We start from the raw sequence: 14,114 nt of genomic DNA, 5'->3' as shown, positions 1-14,114 counted from the left end.
CATCGCCGTGGAACGTTCGGCAAGCATCGCCGCAGCACTACCGGCGAGTCGAGAGCGGCCGGGCGTCCTCAGTGGCGGGGGCTCACTGGCACTTCCCCTGCAGCCAGGTCTTGAACTGGGGCGTGAAGTCGGTGGCCACCCGCTTGGCGCCGCTCTGGAGGGCCGTCTTCCACGCGTTCTCGTTGAGCCGCCACGACGGGGGCGGCTCCTCCCAGTCGGTGACCTCCGGCCAGACGGGCCCGCCGCTCAGCACCCGGGACATGCCCGCCGCGCTGACCCGGCTCCGCAGCTCGGCGGTGATGCCGCTGTCGTGCGAGTACAGGATGATCTCCTGCGACCGGAAGGACTCCTTGACCGGGTCGAGCACCTCGGCCCAGGCCCGCGCCTTGATCGAGGCGTTGGGGCTGAGCAGCGACTGCTTGGCCTCCGGCTTGATCTCGACCAGTCCGACCATGCCCGCGCTTCTCATCGAGCCCAGCCACTCGCGGAAGGTGTAGACGGTCTCACCCGGGAACAGGCCCCGGTTGATCGTCCGGCCCTTGAGCGCGGTGTCGCCGACCGCCCACCAGATGTCGGTGATGTTCATCTTCGGGCCGGTCAGGCCCCATGTGGAGGTGTTGTGCCACATGACGGCCTTGGTGCCGTCCTTGGTGAGCTGCAGGTCCGCCTCGACTCCGGACGCGCCCCACGCCTTGTAGCGGCGGATGGCCGTGGGGTTGTTGGGCTGACGCACCTGGTCCCGCTCCCACGCGTTGGGCCCGGTGGGGTAGCCGCCGTGCCCGAAGATCTGCGGGCACGCGGGGAGCGCCGAGGGGGCGGAGGCGAGGGGCGGGGAGGCGAGTAACGAGGCCAGCATCAGCGTGGCGAGGGGGACTGCCAAGACTCACACCTTTCGATCTTGTCGTGCCCTCGCACTCTCCCACATCACGGGCATCGCTCGGTGTGTTCTCGTCCTCGCCCGACCCGCTGACCGCCCGGCGCGGCGTCAGTGCCAGGGGTCGTAGTCGACCTCCAGCGGCTCCTGCGGCGGGCGTTCGGACTCCGGGACGTGCTGGAGGTTGACGCGCACCCGGTACCACACGCTGCTGCGCCCCCGCATGCCGTCGACCAGCACGTCGGCGGGCTCCAGCCGGGCGGCGGCCCCCGGGTGGCGGGCCTTCCACCGCTCGAAGCCCGCCAGGGCCTCGTCCTTGTGCTGGGCCTTGGCGATCTCAATGACCGGGACGACCTGGCGCCGGCGGCCGGTGCCCTTGGGCGGCTTGGGGGCGGGCCCCAGCGACTCGGCCAGTTCGAGCAGCCCGTCGAGCGTGCCGGGGTGGTCGTCGATGCCGGCCCACGGGTCGCCCCGCTCGGCCAGCCGCTCCGGGACGGTGTCGATCGTAAACAGCTCGGGCCGGCAGCCCGGTACCTCGTCCCAGGTCAGCGGCGTGGACACGCGGGCGTCGGGCACGGCGCGGACCGAGTAGGCGGAGGCGACGGTGCGGTCGTAGGCGTTCTGGTTGAAGTCGACGAACACGCCGTGGCGTTCCTCCTTCCACCAGCGGCTCGTGGCCACCTCGGGCGCCCGCCGCTCGACCTCGCGCGCCACCGCCTCGGCGGCCTTGCGCACCTCGGCGAACGTCCATCGCGGCTCGATGCGGGTGTAGACGTGGAAGCCCCGCGAACCTGACGTCTTGGGCCAGGCGGTCAGCCCGTGGTCGGCCAGCACCTCCCGCGCCACCGTCGCGGTCGCCAGCACGTCGTCCCACGCGACCCCGGGCACCGGGTCGAGGTCGATGCGCAGCTCGTCGGGGTGGGCGAGGTCGCCCGCGCGGACGGGGTGCGGGTTGAGGTCGACGCAGCCGAGGTTGACGACCCAGAGGAGCTGGGCCAGGTCGTTGACCACGACCTCCTCGGCGCTGAGCCCGGACCGGTAGCGCAGTTCGGCCACCTCGACCCACGGCGGCCGCTTGGCCGGGACCCGCTTCTGGAAGAACGCCTCCTCCTCGATGCCGCGCACGTAGCGCTTGAGGATCATGGGCCGGCCGGCCACCCCGCGCAGCGCGCCCTCGGACACGGCCTGGTAGTAGCGCACCAGGTCGAGCTTGGTGTGGCCGGTCCGCGGGAAGATCACCTTGTCAGGGCTCGTGATGGGCACCCGCCGCCCGGCGACCTCGATGTCAGGCATGGGCCCAACCCTACGCAACGCCTCCGACAATCCCCCGGACCAGCGCGAAGGCGGAGTCGGGACCCGGCGTGGGGGTCAGAAGCGGCCGTGACGGCCCTCGCCGGAGGCGAAGCGGGCCGCCCCGGCCGCCGCGTCCGGCAGCGAGAGGAGCCCGTGGCGCAGCTCGTTCGTGATCGCCTCGGGCTCCGTCATGCCCTCCTGCTCCAGCAGCGACATCCGGTCGCCGCGCAGGCACGCCTGCGGGAAGCCGGCCAGCTCGCGGGCCAGCGCCTCGGCGTGCGAGCGCGCGCCTCCGGTGGGCACGACGCGGTTGGCCAGCCCCATCTCGTACGCCTCCCGGGCCCCGACCGGCCGCCCCGTGAGGATCAGGTCCATGGCCCGGGAGGCGCCGACGAGGCGTGGCAGGCGTACGGTGCCGCCGTCGATCAGCGGCACGCCCCAGCGGCGGCAGAACACGCCGAACACCGCGTCCTCCTCCACCACCCGCAGGTCGCACCAGAGCGCGAGCTCCAGCCCGCCCGCCACGGCGTGCCCGGCGACGGCGGCGACGACCGGCTTGGACAGGCGCATCCGGGTCGGGCCCATCGGCCCGTCGCCCTCCTCGCCGACGTGGTTGTCCACGGCCTTCAGGTCGGCGCCGGCGCAGAACGTGCCGCCCTCGCCCCACAGCACGGCGACGGACGCGTCGGAGGCGTCGAACTCCCGGAACGCGTCGGCGAGCGCCCCTGCGGTCCTGCGGTCCACCGCGTTGCGCGCCTCGGGACGGCTGAGCACGACGGTCGTGACGGGCCCGTCGCGTTCGATCCGTACGGTCATGTCCACCTCCGCGAACCTCGGCCGGGGCCGGGAGTCCCCAGCATCCCCGCGGCCCGCCGCACGCACAAGCCCACCCCGGTCCCGCGCGCCCGGCCACGCCCCCACAGGCCGCGCGCCCGGAGGCCGCGGCAAAAGGACGCGCGCCGGAAGATCACGCACTGGAAGACTGGACCGGTGGCGGAAGAGGAGGCGAGCATGACGATCACGGTGCTGACCGGCGCGGGCATCTCCACGGCGTCCGGCATCCCCGACTACCGGGGGCCCAACGGCCTGTGGAAGACCGAACCCGACCATCTGCGGCTCGTCAGCATCGGCCCCTACCTGGACGATCCCGACGTGCGGCGCCGTTCGTGGGAGTTCCGGCGCGCCAGCCCCGCCTGGACGGCCGAGCCGAACGCCGCCCATCTGGCGCTGGCCCGGCTGGAGCAGGAGGGGCGGCTCGACCGGCTGATCACGCAGAATGTCGACGGCCTGCACCAGAAGGCCGGCTCGCGGGCGGTGCTGGAGCTGCACGGCAACATGTTCGGGGTGGTGTGCCTCGGCTGCGGCGCCCGTTCCACCCTGCGCGAGGCGCTGGACCGGATCGACGCGGGCGAGCCAGACCCCGCGTGCGCCGGGTGCGGGGGCGTCCTCAAGACCACGACGGTCATGTTCGGCGAGGTGCTGCCGGAGGAGACGCTCGCGGAGGCGGTCCGGGCGGCGCAGCGGTGCTCCGTCTTCGTCGTCGTCGGCACCTCGTTGCAGGTGCAGCCCGCCGCGACGCTGGCCGGGCTGGCGGCGGAGGCCGGGGCCCGGCTCGTGATCGTCAACGGCGAGCCGACCCCGTACGACGACCAGGCCGACGAGGTGATCCGCGATCCGATCAGCGAGGCGGTCCCCCGCCTGCTGTCCACTTTGTGAGGCTCGGCGGGGGCGCTGTGGGCCGGTTTGTGGGGATCGGCGGGGGCGCCGTGGGCCGGTCACAGGGTGACGGCCCCCTCCAGGAGGTCGCCGAAGCGGTCCAGGTCCTCGGCCGGGCGGTCGAGGCCGCGCAGCGGGCCGTGGTCGGCGAGGTGGGCCTCGGCGTAGAGCCGGGCCACCAGCGCCTTGCGGTCCGTGCCCAGCTCCCGCTGCTCCCAGCCCGCCTGCTCCAGCAGCAGCGCCGCCGCGTAGACGTCGGCCATGAGCTGGGCCAGCGGGTACAGCCGGGCCTCGGCCACCTCCGGGTCGAGGCCGGACCAGACGGTGATCGCCTTGCGCAGGTCGCCGATCCGGGCCCGGACCAGGTCGCCGGAGCCCTCGGGGGCCTGGGCGACGGCCGCCTCCAGCCGGTCCAGGAACGGCTCGTGGGCGTTCTCCCGGAGCATGGCGCGGCGGACGTCGAGGCAGAGGATGTTGTCCCCGCCCTCCCAGATCGGGTTGACCTGGGCGTCGCGCAGGAGGCGGGCGACCGGCCACTGCTCGATGTAGCCGTTGCCGCCGTGGATCTCGACGGCGTCGCTGGCCGCCGTCAGGCCGAGGCGGGTGGCGCGCAGCTTGACCAGGGCGGGCGCGAGGCGGAGCCGGGGACCGACGTGGCCGTCGAAGACGAGCGCCTGGACGGCCTCGACCTCGACGATCAGCTCCGCCAGCTTGCGGCGCATGAGCGGCTGGTCGATGAGCCGGCGGCCGAACGCCTCGCGGGCGCGGGCGTAGCAGATCGACTCGACGAGGGCGCGGCGGGCCACGCCGAGTCCCATCATGGCCACGCCCAGGCGGGAGGCGTTGGTCAGCTTCATCATGGTGCCGAGGCCCGAGGCGCCCGCGCCCGGGGAGCCCGCGCCGGGGGCCCCGGCCAGCAGGAACGCCTCGGCGTCGGCGAACTCCACCTCGGCCGACGCCACCGACCGCGTGCCCAGCTTGTCCTTGAGCCGCCTGATCCGCACCCCGTTGCGTGAGCCGTCCCGCCGCTCCCAGAGCACGAGGAACGGCGCGACGGTATCCCCGTCGCCGGTCGCGGCGCGGGCGAGCACGACGAACGCCGACCCGTTGGCGTTGGAGGCGAACCACTTGAGCCCGGTCAGCCGCCACGCCTCGCCGGCGGAGGACGGATCGGGCACGGCCGTGGCCTCCAGCGCCGCCAGGTCGGAGCCGCCGGTCCGCTCCGTCAGCATCTGGGCGGCCTCGCCGGAGTAGAAGCCGTGGGCGAAGATGGCCCGGACCCGGTCGCGAACGTCGGCGGGCGCGTACCGCTCGGCCAGCGAGACGACCATGTCGCCGCCGGTGCCGAGGGCGCAGCCCATGCCGATGTCGGCCTGGTCGAGCAGGTACGTCCAGGCGGCGGCGAGCGCCGCCGGGTCGGCGCCGTGGGCGCGGGCCTGCTCGGCAAAGGCCGGTGAGGTGAGGTTGTCGGCCATGAGGGCGTCGCGGGCGGCGTGGAAGGAGGGCGGCATGACGACCTGGCTGACGTCCCTGCCCCACTTGTCGTACTTCTCCAGCCGGGGCGGGTTGCGGTCGGTCTCCTCCGCCCACGCCGCGACGGGGCCGCCCATGAGCGCGCCGAGCCGGTCCAGGTGCGGCTCGGCCCAGGCCAGGCCGTCGTCGCCGAGGTGCCGCCGCATGAGCAGCCGCAGCGTCGGGTCGCAGGTCCACCAGTTGCGGCCCGCGGCGCCCTGGTAGTGCTCGGTCGCGTAGCGGTCGCTGCCGTCGAACGGTTCGATGAGATAGCGCTGCCCCATGCCCGGAGTGTTACATATACTCGACACGCGATGGAAGACCGTAATGACGGCAAGGCGCTGAGCGCGCGCTCCGCCGTGCTCAGCGCGCTGCTCGGCAGCCACCCGCCGAGCCTGCCCGCCCGCCACCTGGTACGGGTCGGCGGGCTGTTCGGCATCGCCAAGGGCACCGTGCGGGTGGCGCTGTCCCGCATGGTCGCCGCCGGCGACCTCCTCCAGGAGGACGGCCGCTACCGGCTGTCGGAGCGGCTGGTCGAGCGGCAGGCGCGCCAGGACGAGAGCCGCGACCCGCACCTCCGGGCGTGGGACGGCTCGTGGGAGATCGCCGTCGTCACCGCCGAGCGGCGCGCGCCCGCCGACCGGGCCGCGCTGCGCCACGCGATGACGGCGCTGCGGATGGCCGAGCTGCGCGAGGGCACCTGGATGCGCCCGGCCAACCTGCTGCGCCCCTGGCCCGAGACCGTCACCGCGCAGTGCACGCTCATCGACGGCCGGCCGCGCACCGACCCCACTCCCCTGCTGTGGGACCTCGACGGCTGGGCCGCCGAGGCGCGCGAGCTGGAACGGCGGCTGGAGCGGGCCGAGGGGCTGGCGGAGGGCTTCCTCGTGTCGGCGGCCGTGCTGCGCCACCTGCTGGCCGACCCGCTGCTGCCCGCGGAGCTGCTGCCCGACGGATGGCCGGGACGCGAGCTGCGTGACCGCTACGACGCCTTCGACCGCCGCTACCGCGAGGTGCTCCAGCGCCACCTCACGAGCCCGGCCGGTCCGTGAGCGTCGGAGCGGCATCCGGCCGGTCCGTGAGCGTCAGAGCGGGACGCCGAAGACGATCCTCTTGTTCCGGAACTCGGTGACCGACCACACCTGCTTGCCCCGCACGCTCAGGTCCTCGGGCCCGATCGGCAGGGACCGGGTGGTGAGCCGGCCGTCGCGGTACACGAGCAGCTTGCCGTTGGTGCTCGCGTCGGCGGCCTGGCTCAGGTACCACGCCCCGCCGCTCGACACCGCCCCCTGGATCTTCGGGTGGCCGAGGACGAACGCGTCGCGCGGCGTGCCGCCCAGGTCCGGGCCGAGGTCCCAGCGGACCACACGGCCGCCGGGCCCGTTCTCGTCGTACTCACCGCTGATCAGCGTGTGCGGCGAGGTGCCGCGGTCGATCGAGACGAACGAGAAGAGCGGCCCGGGCTGCGCGACGCGCCAGAAGTCGCACTGCGGGATGACGTACCGGTAGCCGAACGCGTGGAAGCGCCCGTCGCGCCGCCCCACCTGCGTGGGGTCGCCGAGGTCGCTCTGCGCGCTGCGCAGGTCGAGCACGTGACGCATGTCGAAGACGCGCAGCCCCCGGGTGGTGTCGGCCACGTAGAGCAGGTCGCCGTGCCAGGCCACCCCGCCCGCGTGGATGTTGATCGGGGCGTACGAGCCGTCGGTACGGGGCTCGACCAGCAGCGCGTGCTGGTACTTGAGCGTCTGCGGGCTGAGGAAGGTCAGCCTGACGCCGCGTTCCAGCACCGGCGGCGCGGGCTTGAAGTACCAGGTCACGGCGAGCACGGGGGCACCGGCCGAGCCGGAGTCCTCGCCGCAGGTCAGGCCCTGCGGGTACCAGTCGACCGTGTCCTGGTCCTTGGCGTCGAAGGCGTACCACTCGGCCGGGCGGGGCTGCATCGCACCGAGCGCCGCCGCCGCTCCCCTGCGGCTGCCCGTGCGGTTGGCGTGGGCGAGTACCGTCGCCGGCGTGACCGCGCCGATCTCCCCCGAGAGCTTCGCGGCCGCCTCGGCCAGCGTGCCGGTCGCCCGCCGTAACGTGTACGGCGTCGCGTCCGCCGGAACCATCCCCGTGCCCGCCATGTGATCCTCTCCCCGTTCCGTCCGATGTGATCAGTTTGACGGGCAGAGCGCCGGGATTGTTGCGTCTATCGCCACATATGCACGGGAAGCCCCGACAGCGCGTTCTCGCGGTACTCGCGGACGAGCCGCCCGCGGTCGCCGCCGAGCCGTTCCAGCGCCTCCCGCTGCCAGGCCGAGCCGGTGCGGCGCAGCCGGGTCCGCTGCTCGATGACGCCGAGCGCCGCGTCGACGTCGTCCGGCACCACCCCGGCGGCCAGCAGCGCCGCGCGCGCGTCCGGCAGCAGGCTGAGCACGAGGTCGGCCGCGTCCAGCTCGCCGTCCCTGCCCGGCCAGGACAGTTTCGCGTCCAGGCCGTTCATGGCCGCCCGGTAGAAGTTCTGGTACGTCTCGGCGAAGCGGTAACCGGTCAGGTCACGCTCGGCCTCGGCGAGCGTGAGCCCGATGAGGAAGGCCGCGTTGGCCGTCATGTCGGCGCACGACGGCCCGGCGGGCAGGGCGCGCATCTCGACCCGCAGGTGGCCGCCGTCGGCAGGGTCGTAGACGGGCCGGTTCCACTGCCAGACCGTGCCCTGGTGCAGCCGCAGCTCGGGCACGTCCAGCGGGTCGTCGCTGTCGCGCAGCTCCGGCATGATCGGAGCGTAGTCGCGGACGTACCTCTCGAACAGCTCGTACGCCCCCTCACGCACCCAGTCCGACCCGAACGTGACACGGCCGTCGCGGCGCTCGCGGCGCTCGATGTCGCGGTCGTCGACCGCCTCCTCCATGAGCGGGATCCGGGTCTCCTCCCACAGCCGCCGGCCGAGGAACGACGGAGAGTTGCCGCAGACCGCGAGCACCGGCCCGATCGCGAGCTGGGCGGCGTTGAACACCCGGGCGAACCGCTCGGGCGGGGTGCGCAGGTGCACCTGCCAGGAGGTGTTGGCCGCCTCCAGGAGCACGTCCGACACCGCCAGCTCCAGCTCGTCGATCTTGACGAGGAACGGTTCCAGCCGCAGCCGGCGAAAGCCCCGGCTCATGGCCCGGTACCGCTTCTGGTCACTCATCGCCTCCCGGGTGAAGTCGTCGGTGCCGAGCGTGGGCAGGATGCCGATCGGCACCGCCCCCGCGCCCGGCCCCGCGGCCCCGGCCGCCGCGTCCACCTTGGCCAGCGCCTCCTGCACCTCACCGCCGAGGCCCTCGAAGGGCCGGCCCGCCAGCGGCAGCGGCGTGAGGTTGACCTCCAGGTTGTAGCGGCCCAGCTCCAGCACCACGCGCGGGTCGCCGAGCACGCGCAGCGTCTCCTCGTTGCGCGGCAGCGGCCGGCCGTTCCCGTCGATCAGGACCAGCTCCAGCTCCGCGCCGATGGTCGTGGGGCCCGCGCCGAATCCCGGCCGGTCCAGCAGCCCCCGCAGCGTGCCGAGCTGTTCCTGGAGCCGCTCGCCGAACGCGGTGTACTCGGCCTCGGTGAAGCGCTCCTTGTCCAGATCCTGTCCCATGCCCCCCTTACTGTCCGGACGGAGGGCCGCCACACCTACCAGCTCAGAGGGCCGTCCTCCGTCAGGAAGGCGCCGGTCGGGCCGTCGGCGCCGAGCGTGGCCAGGCGCACCGCGATCACCGCGCCCTGCTCGGGCGTGCGGAAGCCGGTGTGGCCGTTGAGGTCGGTCGCGCAGTAGCCGGGGCTGCACGCGTTCACCTTGATCGGGGTGTCGCGCAGTTCCTTGGCGTACGAGGCGGTCACCATGTTCAGCGCGGTCTTGGAGGAGTTGTAGGCCAGGAGGTTGTTCTCGTAGAACGGGGTGCCCGGGTCGAGGGCCAGGGCGATCGAGCCCAGCTCGCTCGACAGGTTCACGATCCGGCCGACCTCCGACCGGCGCAGCAGCGGCAGCATGGCGTTGGTCACCGTGACCACGCCGAAGACGTTCGTCTCGTACACCTCGCGCAGCGCCGCCGCCGTGGTGGCGCTGGGGTTCGGCTCGGGCGGCCAGCCGCCGGCGATCGCGGCGTTGTTGACGAGGACGTCCAGCCTGCCGTGATCCCGCTCGATCTGCTTGGCCGCGGCCTGCACGCTCTCCTCGTCGGTCACGTCGAGCCGCACGTACGGCTGGCCGAGCCGCTCGGCGGCGGCCCGCCCGCGCTCCTCGTCGCGCGCCCCGACGATCGCGGTGACGCCGCGCTCGGCGAGCTGGCGCGCGATCTCGAAGCCGATTCCCTTGTTGGCGCCCGTGATGAGGGCTGTGGTCGTCATGCCTCCACCGTCGCGGTGCGCCGCGTGGGGCGGGAGAGACCTCCCGAGGCTGGGATCGGCGGTACCACCCACGCCGACCACCCGGCAGGGATGATGGAGGCATGGACCGTGACCAGCTCGCCGAGTTCCTCCGCTCCCGCCGCGCCCGCCTCACTCCCCGCGAGGCCGGCCTGCCGGCCGGGGAGCGCCGCCGCACGCCGGGCCTGCGGCGGCAGGAGGTCGCCCAGCTCGCCGGCATGTCGGTCGACTACTACATCCGGCTGGAGCAGGGCCGCGGCCCGCACCCGTCGCGGCAGGTGCTGAACGCGCTGGCCCGCGCGCTCATGCTCAGCCAGGACGAGCGCGCGCACCTGTTCCACCTGGCCGGGCAGGCGCTGGAGCAGCCGGGCGCCGCCGGCCGGCGCAGGGGCGACGTGCCGGCGAGCATCCTGCACCTGATCCACTTCCTGGAGGAGGCGCCGGCGTTCGTGCTCGACGCCAAGTACGACTTCCTCGCCTGGAACCCGCTGGCGAAGGCCGTCATGCAGGGCCTCGACGGCACGGGACCGCAGCCGCCCAACGCCATCCGCTGGGTCTTCGGCGCGCCCGACCTCGCCGACCACCTCGCCGACGAGGAGAAGAGCCGGTTCGCCCGCGCCGCCGTCGCCGACCTGCGCGCCGCCGCAGGCCGCTACCCCGGCGACGCCGGGATCCGCGCGCTGGTCGCCGAGATGCTCGCGCTCAGCCCGGAGTTCGCCGCGCTGTGGGACCGGCACGAGGTGGCGGTGCGCCGCGAGCAGCGCAAGATGATCCACCATCCGCTCGTGGGCGACATCGACGCGACCTGCCAGGTGCTGCCCGTGCCCGACCGCGACGACCTGCGCCTGGTCATCTACACCACCGAGCCCGGCTCGCCCTCGCACCAGGCCCTGCGCGAGCTGCGTCAGCTCACGGTCGGGTGAGAGCCTTGCGTGAGCCGCGTCACCTGACCCTAAGCTCATGAGATGCGAGCCGTTGCGTTTGACCTGTTCGGCGGAGAGCTCGACCTCCGCGACCTGCCCGACCCCACCCCCGCACCGCACGGCGCGGTGATCCGCGTCCACGCCACCGGCCTCTGCCGCAGCGACTGGCACGGCTGGCAGGGCCACGACCCCGACATCCGGGCCCTGCCGCACGTGCCCGGCCACGAGCTCGCGGGCGTGGTGGAGGCGGTCGGCTCCGAGGTGCGCGGGTGGCTGCCGGGCGCGCGGGTGACCGTCCCGTTCGTGTGCGCCTGCGGCACCTGTACGGCCTGCGCCGCCGGCGAGCAGCAGGTGTGCGAACGGCAGACGCAGCCGGGCTTCACCCACTGGGGCTCCTTCGCCGAGTACGTGGCCGTCGACCACGCCGACGTCAACCTCATCGCCCTGCCCGAGGAGATGGCCTACACCACGGCCGCCGGGCTCGGCTGCCGCTTCGCCACCGCGTTCCGCGCCGTCGCCCACGTGGGCGAGGTGCGGCCGGGCGAGTGGGTGGCCGTCCACGGCTGCGGCGGCGTGGGGCTGTCCGCGGTGATGATCGCCTCGGCGGCGGGCGCCCGGGTGGTGGCCGTCGACATCAGCGCCGACGCGCTGCATCTGGCCGAGCGGGCGGGCGCGACGCATTTCGTGGACGGGTCGGCGGGCGACGCGGGCGCGCAGGTGCGCGAGCTGACGCGGGGCGGCGCGCACGTGTCGATCGACGCGTTGGGCAGCCCGCGCACGTGCGCCGCCTCCGTCGAGAGCCTGCGCCGCCGCGGCCGGCACGTGCAGGTGGGGCTGCTGCCCGGGGAGACGACACCGGTGCCGATGGGCCGGGTCATCGCCCAGGAGCTGCGGCTGCTGGGCAGCCACGGGATGGCGGCGCACGCCTACCCGCCGATGCTGGAGATGATCCGGGCCGGCATCCTGCACCCGGACCAGCTCGTCACGCGGACGATCGGGCTGGCCGACACGGGCAAGGCGCTGGCCTCGATCGGCTCGGTGCCGGGCGTGACGATGATCGTCCCCGGCGCCTAGGCGTCCTCCAGGGGCACCCGCAGCGTGGCGAGCACCGTGGCCAGCATGCCGTACTGGGCGATGAGCATGACCAGCTCGATCCGCTGCGTCTCGTCGTAGCGCTCGCACAGGGCGGCCCAGGTGGCGTCGCTCAGGTCGCCGTCGGCGTGCAGCTCGTCAGCGGTCCGCAGCACCAGCAGGTCGCCGGGCGGCCAGTCCGCGTCGTCGCGCCGCACGGCGTCGATCTCCTGGTCGGTCAGGCCGGCCGCGCGGCCGATGCGCGTGTGGTGGGCCCACTCGTAGGCGCTGCCGTGGCGGTGCGCGGTGCGCAGGATGGCCAGCTCGCGCTCGCGTGCGGGCAGCGTGCCGTCGTACAGCAGGACGCTGCCGAAGCCCAGCCAGGCGCGGTAGAGCTTGGGGTGGCGGCCGAGCGTGGTGAAGACGTTCTGGGGGTTGGCCCGCTGGAAGTCGTCCCACTGCTCGGGCGGGAGGGGGCGCACGCGAGGTTCCATGGGCGCCAGCATCCCTCATCACGGACGCGAAGCGGTCGACATCCGACTTTACGCAAGGGTTTACTTTCCGGTGTGATCAATTACAGTCGTCCCGGAGCGCGAACCGACGCCTGACCGGGAGGTCCGTCAGCGTGGACGCTGAGGATCACGGAATACGCCTGCTCGGACCGGTGGAGTTGCGATGGGCGGGAACGCCGGTCCCGCTGCCCAGGCGGCAGCAGCGGCTGCTGCTCGGCGTGCTGGCCCTGTCGCCCAACCGGATCGTGCCGGTCCACCGGCTGCTCGAACTCCTCTGGCCCGACCGTCCGCCGGAGGGCGGCCGCCGCCAGGTCCAGGTCCTGGTCTCGCGGCTGCGCGGCCTGCTCGGGCGGGCAGGCGCGGGAGGCGAGGCGGCCGTGCTCGCCACCGGCTCCGGGTACGGCCTGCGCGTCGATCCCCTGGCGGTCGACGCGCACCGGTTCGGCGCGCTGGCCGAGCGGGCCCGCGCCAGCGGCGACGACGAGGAGAAGGCCGCCCTGCTGCGGCAGGCACTCGACCTGTGGCGCGGCCCGGCGCTGGACGAGGCCGCCACCGGCGCGGCCCGCGACACGCTCTGCGTGGGGCTGGAGGAGGCGCGGCGGGTCGTCCTGGAGGAGCACATCGAGGCGTCGCTGCGGCTCGGCCGGCACCGGCAGGTGCTGAGCACGCTGGCCGGGGAGGTGGCGGCCGACCCCGTACGGGAGCGGCTGGTCGCCCTGCTGATGCTCGCGCTGTACCGGTCGGGGCGCGTCGCCGAGGCGCTCGACGCGTACGAACGGCTGCGCGAGCGGCTGGCCGACGACCTCGGCCTCGACCCCGGCCCCGAGGTGGCGCGGCTGCGCCAGGACATCCTGTGCGCCGATCCCGCGCTGGACGAGCCCGGGCCCGGCGGGCCCGCGCGGCGGGCGCCGCTGACCGGCCGCTCCGGCGACCTCGAAGGCGAGGGGATGGTGCTGCTCGGGCTCGGCCGCATGCGCTTCGCCCAGGACCGCTTCGCCGAGTCCGCCGCCGCCTACGCCGAGGCGCTGCGCTGTTTCGAGCGGATCGGCGACCGGCGGCACCGGGCCGCGGCCCTGTCCGGTCTCGGCACCGTGCGCGCCGAGGCGGGCCGGTTCGAGCCGGCCGAGACCGCCCTCCAGGAGGCCGCCGCGCTGTTCGCCCGGCTCGGCGACCTGGCCGGGCGGGCGCACGCCGCGTACATGCTGGGCTTCCTGTGCCGCGAACGGGGCGACGACGACGCGGCGCTGTCGCTGCTGGACGAGGCCCTGGCCACGTTCCAGCGGATCGACGACCGGCGCGGCGAGGCGCTGCTCCAGCGCAGCATCGGGCTGGTGCACCGGGGCCGCGGCGAGTACGCGGCGGCGGCGGACCGCTCCCGGGCCGCCCGGCGGCTGTTCGCCGGTCTGGGGGACGCCCACGGCGCCGGCTACGCCGACCAGGCCCTCGCCAAGATCCACATCCGCCGGGGCGACCTGGCGCTGGCCGAGCCGGGGCTGCGCACCGGCCTGCGGGTGTGCTCGCGGCTGGGCGACCGGTTCGGCCGGGGTCTGATCCTGCGCACGATCGGCGAGCTGCGCATCGCCCAGGACGACCCTTCGGGAGCCGGGCGCGCGCTCACCGATGCCCTGGCCGTGTGGGACGAGCTGGAGCTGCCGCTGTGGCGGGCGCGGACGCTGACCGTCCTCGCCCGCCTGGAGACCGGCGGCACGGCGTCCGCGGCCCTCCGGGAGGCGGCGGAGATCTTCCTCCAGGCGGGCAGCCGCGAGGCCGCCGACCTCGATGGCAAGCCGGTCACCGCCGCCGACCTCGGTGGCAACCCCGTGGCAACAGCCCTCGAATAGCGTTCGG

13 protein-coding genes are annotated in these 14,114 nt (G+C 74.2%); 5 read left to right on the top strand and 8 right to left on the bottom strand.

The features are described from left to right. Nucleotides 1-82: 82 nt before the first annotated feature. The 3 genes from HD595_RS32540 to HD595_RS32530 form a co-directional block, all read right to left on the bottom strand. Nucleotides 83-880, bottom strand: coding sequence for a PI-PLC domain-containing protein (locus tag HD595_RS32540; protein WP_253775724.1), 798 nt, complete (start codon nucleotides 878-880; stop codon nucleotides 83-85). Between the two features lie 105 nt (nucleotides 881-985). Next, nucleotides 986-2,167 carry a non-homologous end-joining DNA ligase gene (gene ligD, locus HD595_RS32535; RefSeq protein ID WP_253775722.1) on the bottom strand — a complete coding sequence of 394 codons (1,182 nt, stop codon included), beginning with the start codon at nucleotides 2,165-2,167 and terminating at the stop codon, nucleotides 986-988. Nucleotides 2,168-2,242: 75 nt separating this feature from the next. Continuing rightward, on the bottom strand, nucleotides 2,243-2,983 hold the full coding sequence (locus HD595_RS32530; RefSeq protein ID WP_253775720.1) for a crotonase/enoyl-CoA hydratase family protein: 741 nt from the start codon (nucleotides 2,981-2,983) through the stop codon (nucleotides 2,243-2,245). 195 nt (nucleotides 2,984-3,178) lie between these two features. Here HD595_RS32530 and HD595_RS32525 point away from each other — a divergent pair, with 195 nt between their 5' ends. After that, nucleotides 3,179-3,883, top strand: a complete 705-nt coding sequence (locus HD595_RS32525) for an SIR2 family NAD-dependent protein deacylase (RefSeq protein ID WP_253775718.1) — start codon at nucleotides 3,179-3,181, stop codon at nucleotides 3,881-3,883. Nucleotides 3,884-3,942: 59 nt separating this feature from the next. On the opposite strand, the gene HD595_RS32520 is transcribed toward HD595_RS32525, so the two are convergent. Continuing rightward, nucleotides 3,943-5,679, bottom strand: a complete 1,737-nt coding sequence (locus tag HD595_RS32520; RefSeq protein ID WP_253775716.1) for an acyl-CoA dehydrogenase family protein — start codon at nucleotides 5,677-5,679, stop codon at nucleotides 3,943-3,945. Nucleotides 5,680-5,709: 30 nt separating this feature from the next. On the opposite strand from HD595_RS32520, the gene HD595_RS32515 reads away from it, so the two are divergent. Further along, nucleotides 5,710-6,447, top strand: coding sequence for a PaaX family transcriptional regulator C-terminal domain-containing protein (locus HD595_RS32515; protein ID WP_253775714.1), 738 nt, complete (start codon nucleotides 5,710-5,712; stop codon nucleotides 6,445-6,447). A 33-nt stretch (nucleotides 6,448-6,480) separates the two neighbouring features. On the opposite strand, the gene HD595_RS32510 is transcribed toward HD595_RS32515, so the two are convergent. The 3 genes from HD595_RS32510 to HD595_RS32500 all read right to left on the bottom strand — a co-directional run bounded on the left by HD595_RS32510 (nucleotide 6,481) and on the right by HD595_RS32500 (nucleotide 9,742). Further along, nucleotides 6,481-7,518, bottom strand: a complete 1,038-nt coding sequence (locus HD595_RS32510) for a hypothetical protein (RefSeq protein WP_253775712.1) — start codon at nucleotides 7,516-7,518, stop codon at nucleotides 6,481-6,483. A 65-nt stretch (nucleotides 7,519-7,583) separates the two neighbouring features. Then, the gene (locus HD595_RS32505; RefSeq protein WP_253775711.1) at nucleotides 7,584-8,993 is read right to left on the bottom strand and encodes a glutamate--cysteine ligase family protein; all 1,410 of its coding nucleotides are present in this window, start codon (nucleotides 8,991-8,993) and stop codon (nucleotides 7,584-7,586) included. A 35-nt stretch (nucleotides 8,994-9,028) separates the two neighbouring features. After that, nucleotides 9,029-9,742, bottom strand: a complete 714-nt coding sequence (locus tag HD595_RS32500; RefSeq protein ID WP_253775709.1) for an SDR family oxidoreductase — start codon at nucleotides 9,740-9,742, stop codon at nucleotides 9,029-9,031. Nucleotides 9,743-9,843: 101 nt separating this feature from the next. Here HD595_RS32500 and HD595_RS32495 point away from each other — a divergent pair, with 101 nt between their 5' ends. Both HD595_RS32495 and HD595_RS32490 read left to right on the top strand, forming a co-directional pair. Next, nucleotides 9,844-10,683: a helix-turn-helix transcriptional regulator gene (locus HD595_RS32495; RefSeq protein WP_253775707.1), complete on the top strand. Its 840-nt coding sequence runs from the start codon at nucleotides 9,844-9,846 to the stop codon at nucleotides 10,681-10,683. A gap of 42 nt (nucleotides 10,684-10,725) precedes the next feature. Then, nucleotides 10,726-11,757 (top strand): zinc-dependent alcohol dehydrogenase family protein, encoded by a 1,032-nt coding sequence (locus HD595_RS32490; RefSeq protein ID WP_253775705.1) that lies wholly within the window; start codon nucleotides 10,726-10,728, stop codon nucleotides 11,755-11,757. Here the strand turns inward: HD595_RS32490 and HD595_RS32485 are convergent. Beyond that, the gene (locus tag HD595_RS32485) at nucleotides 11,754-12,248 is read right to left on the bottom strand and encodes a carboxymuconolactone decarboxylase family protein (protein WP_253775703.1); all 495 of its coding nucleotides are present in this window, start codon (nucleotides 12,246-12,248) and stop codon (nucleotides 11,754-11,756) included. The genes HD595_RS32490 and HD595_RS32485 overlap by 4 nt on opposite strands. Nucleotides 12,249-12,379: 131 nt before the next feature. On the opposite strand from HD595_RS32485, the gene HD595_RS32480 reads away from it, so the two are divergent. Next, a complete protein-coding gene (locus HD595_RS32480; protein WP_253775701.1) occupies nucleotides 12,380-14,107 on the top strand; it encodes a BTAD domain-containing putative transcriptional regulator in 1,728 nt (575 codons plus the stop codon). Nucleotides 14,108-14,114: the final 7 nt, after the last annotated feature.

It is taken from the genome of Nonomuraea roseoviolacea subsp. carminata, from assembly GCF_024172185.1.
Classification (GTDB): domain Bacteria; phylum Actinomycetota; class Actinomycetes; order Streptosporangiales; family Streptosporangiaceae; genus Nonomuraea; species Nonomuraea roseoviolacea.
The sequence above is the reverse complement of the archived record's forward strand: the minus strand, read 5'-3'. Positions and strand labels throughout refer to the sequence as shown.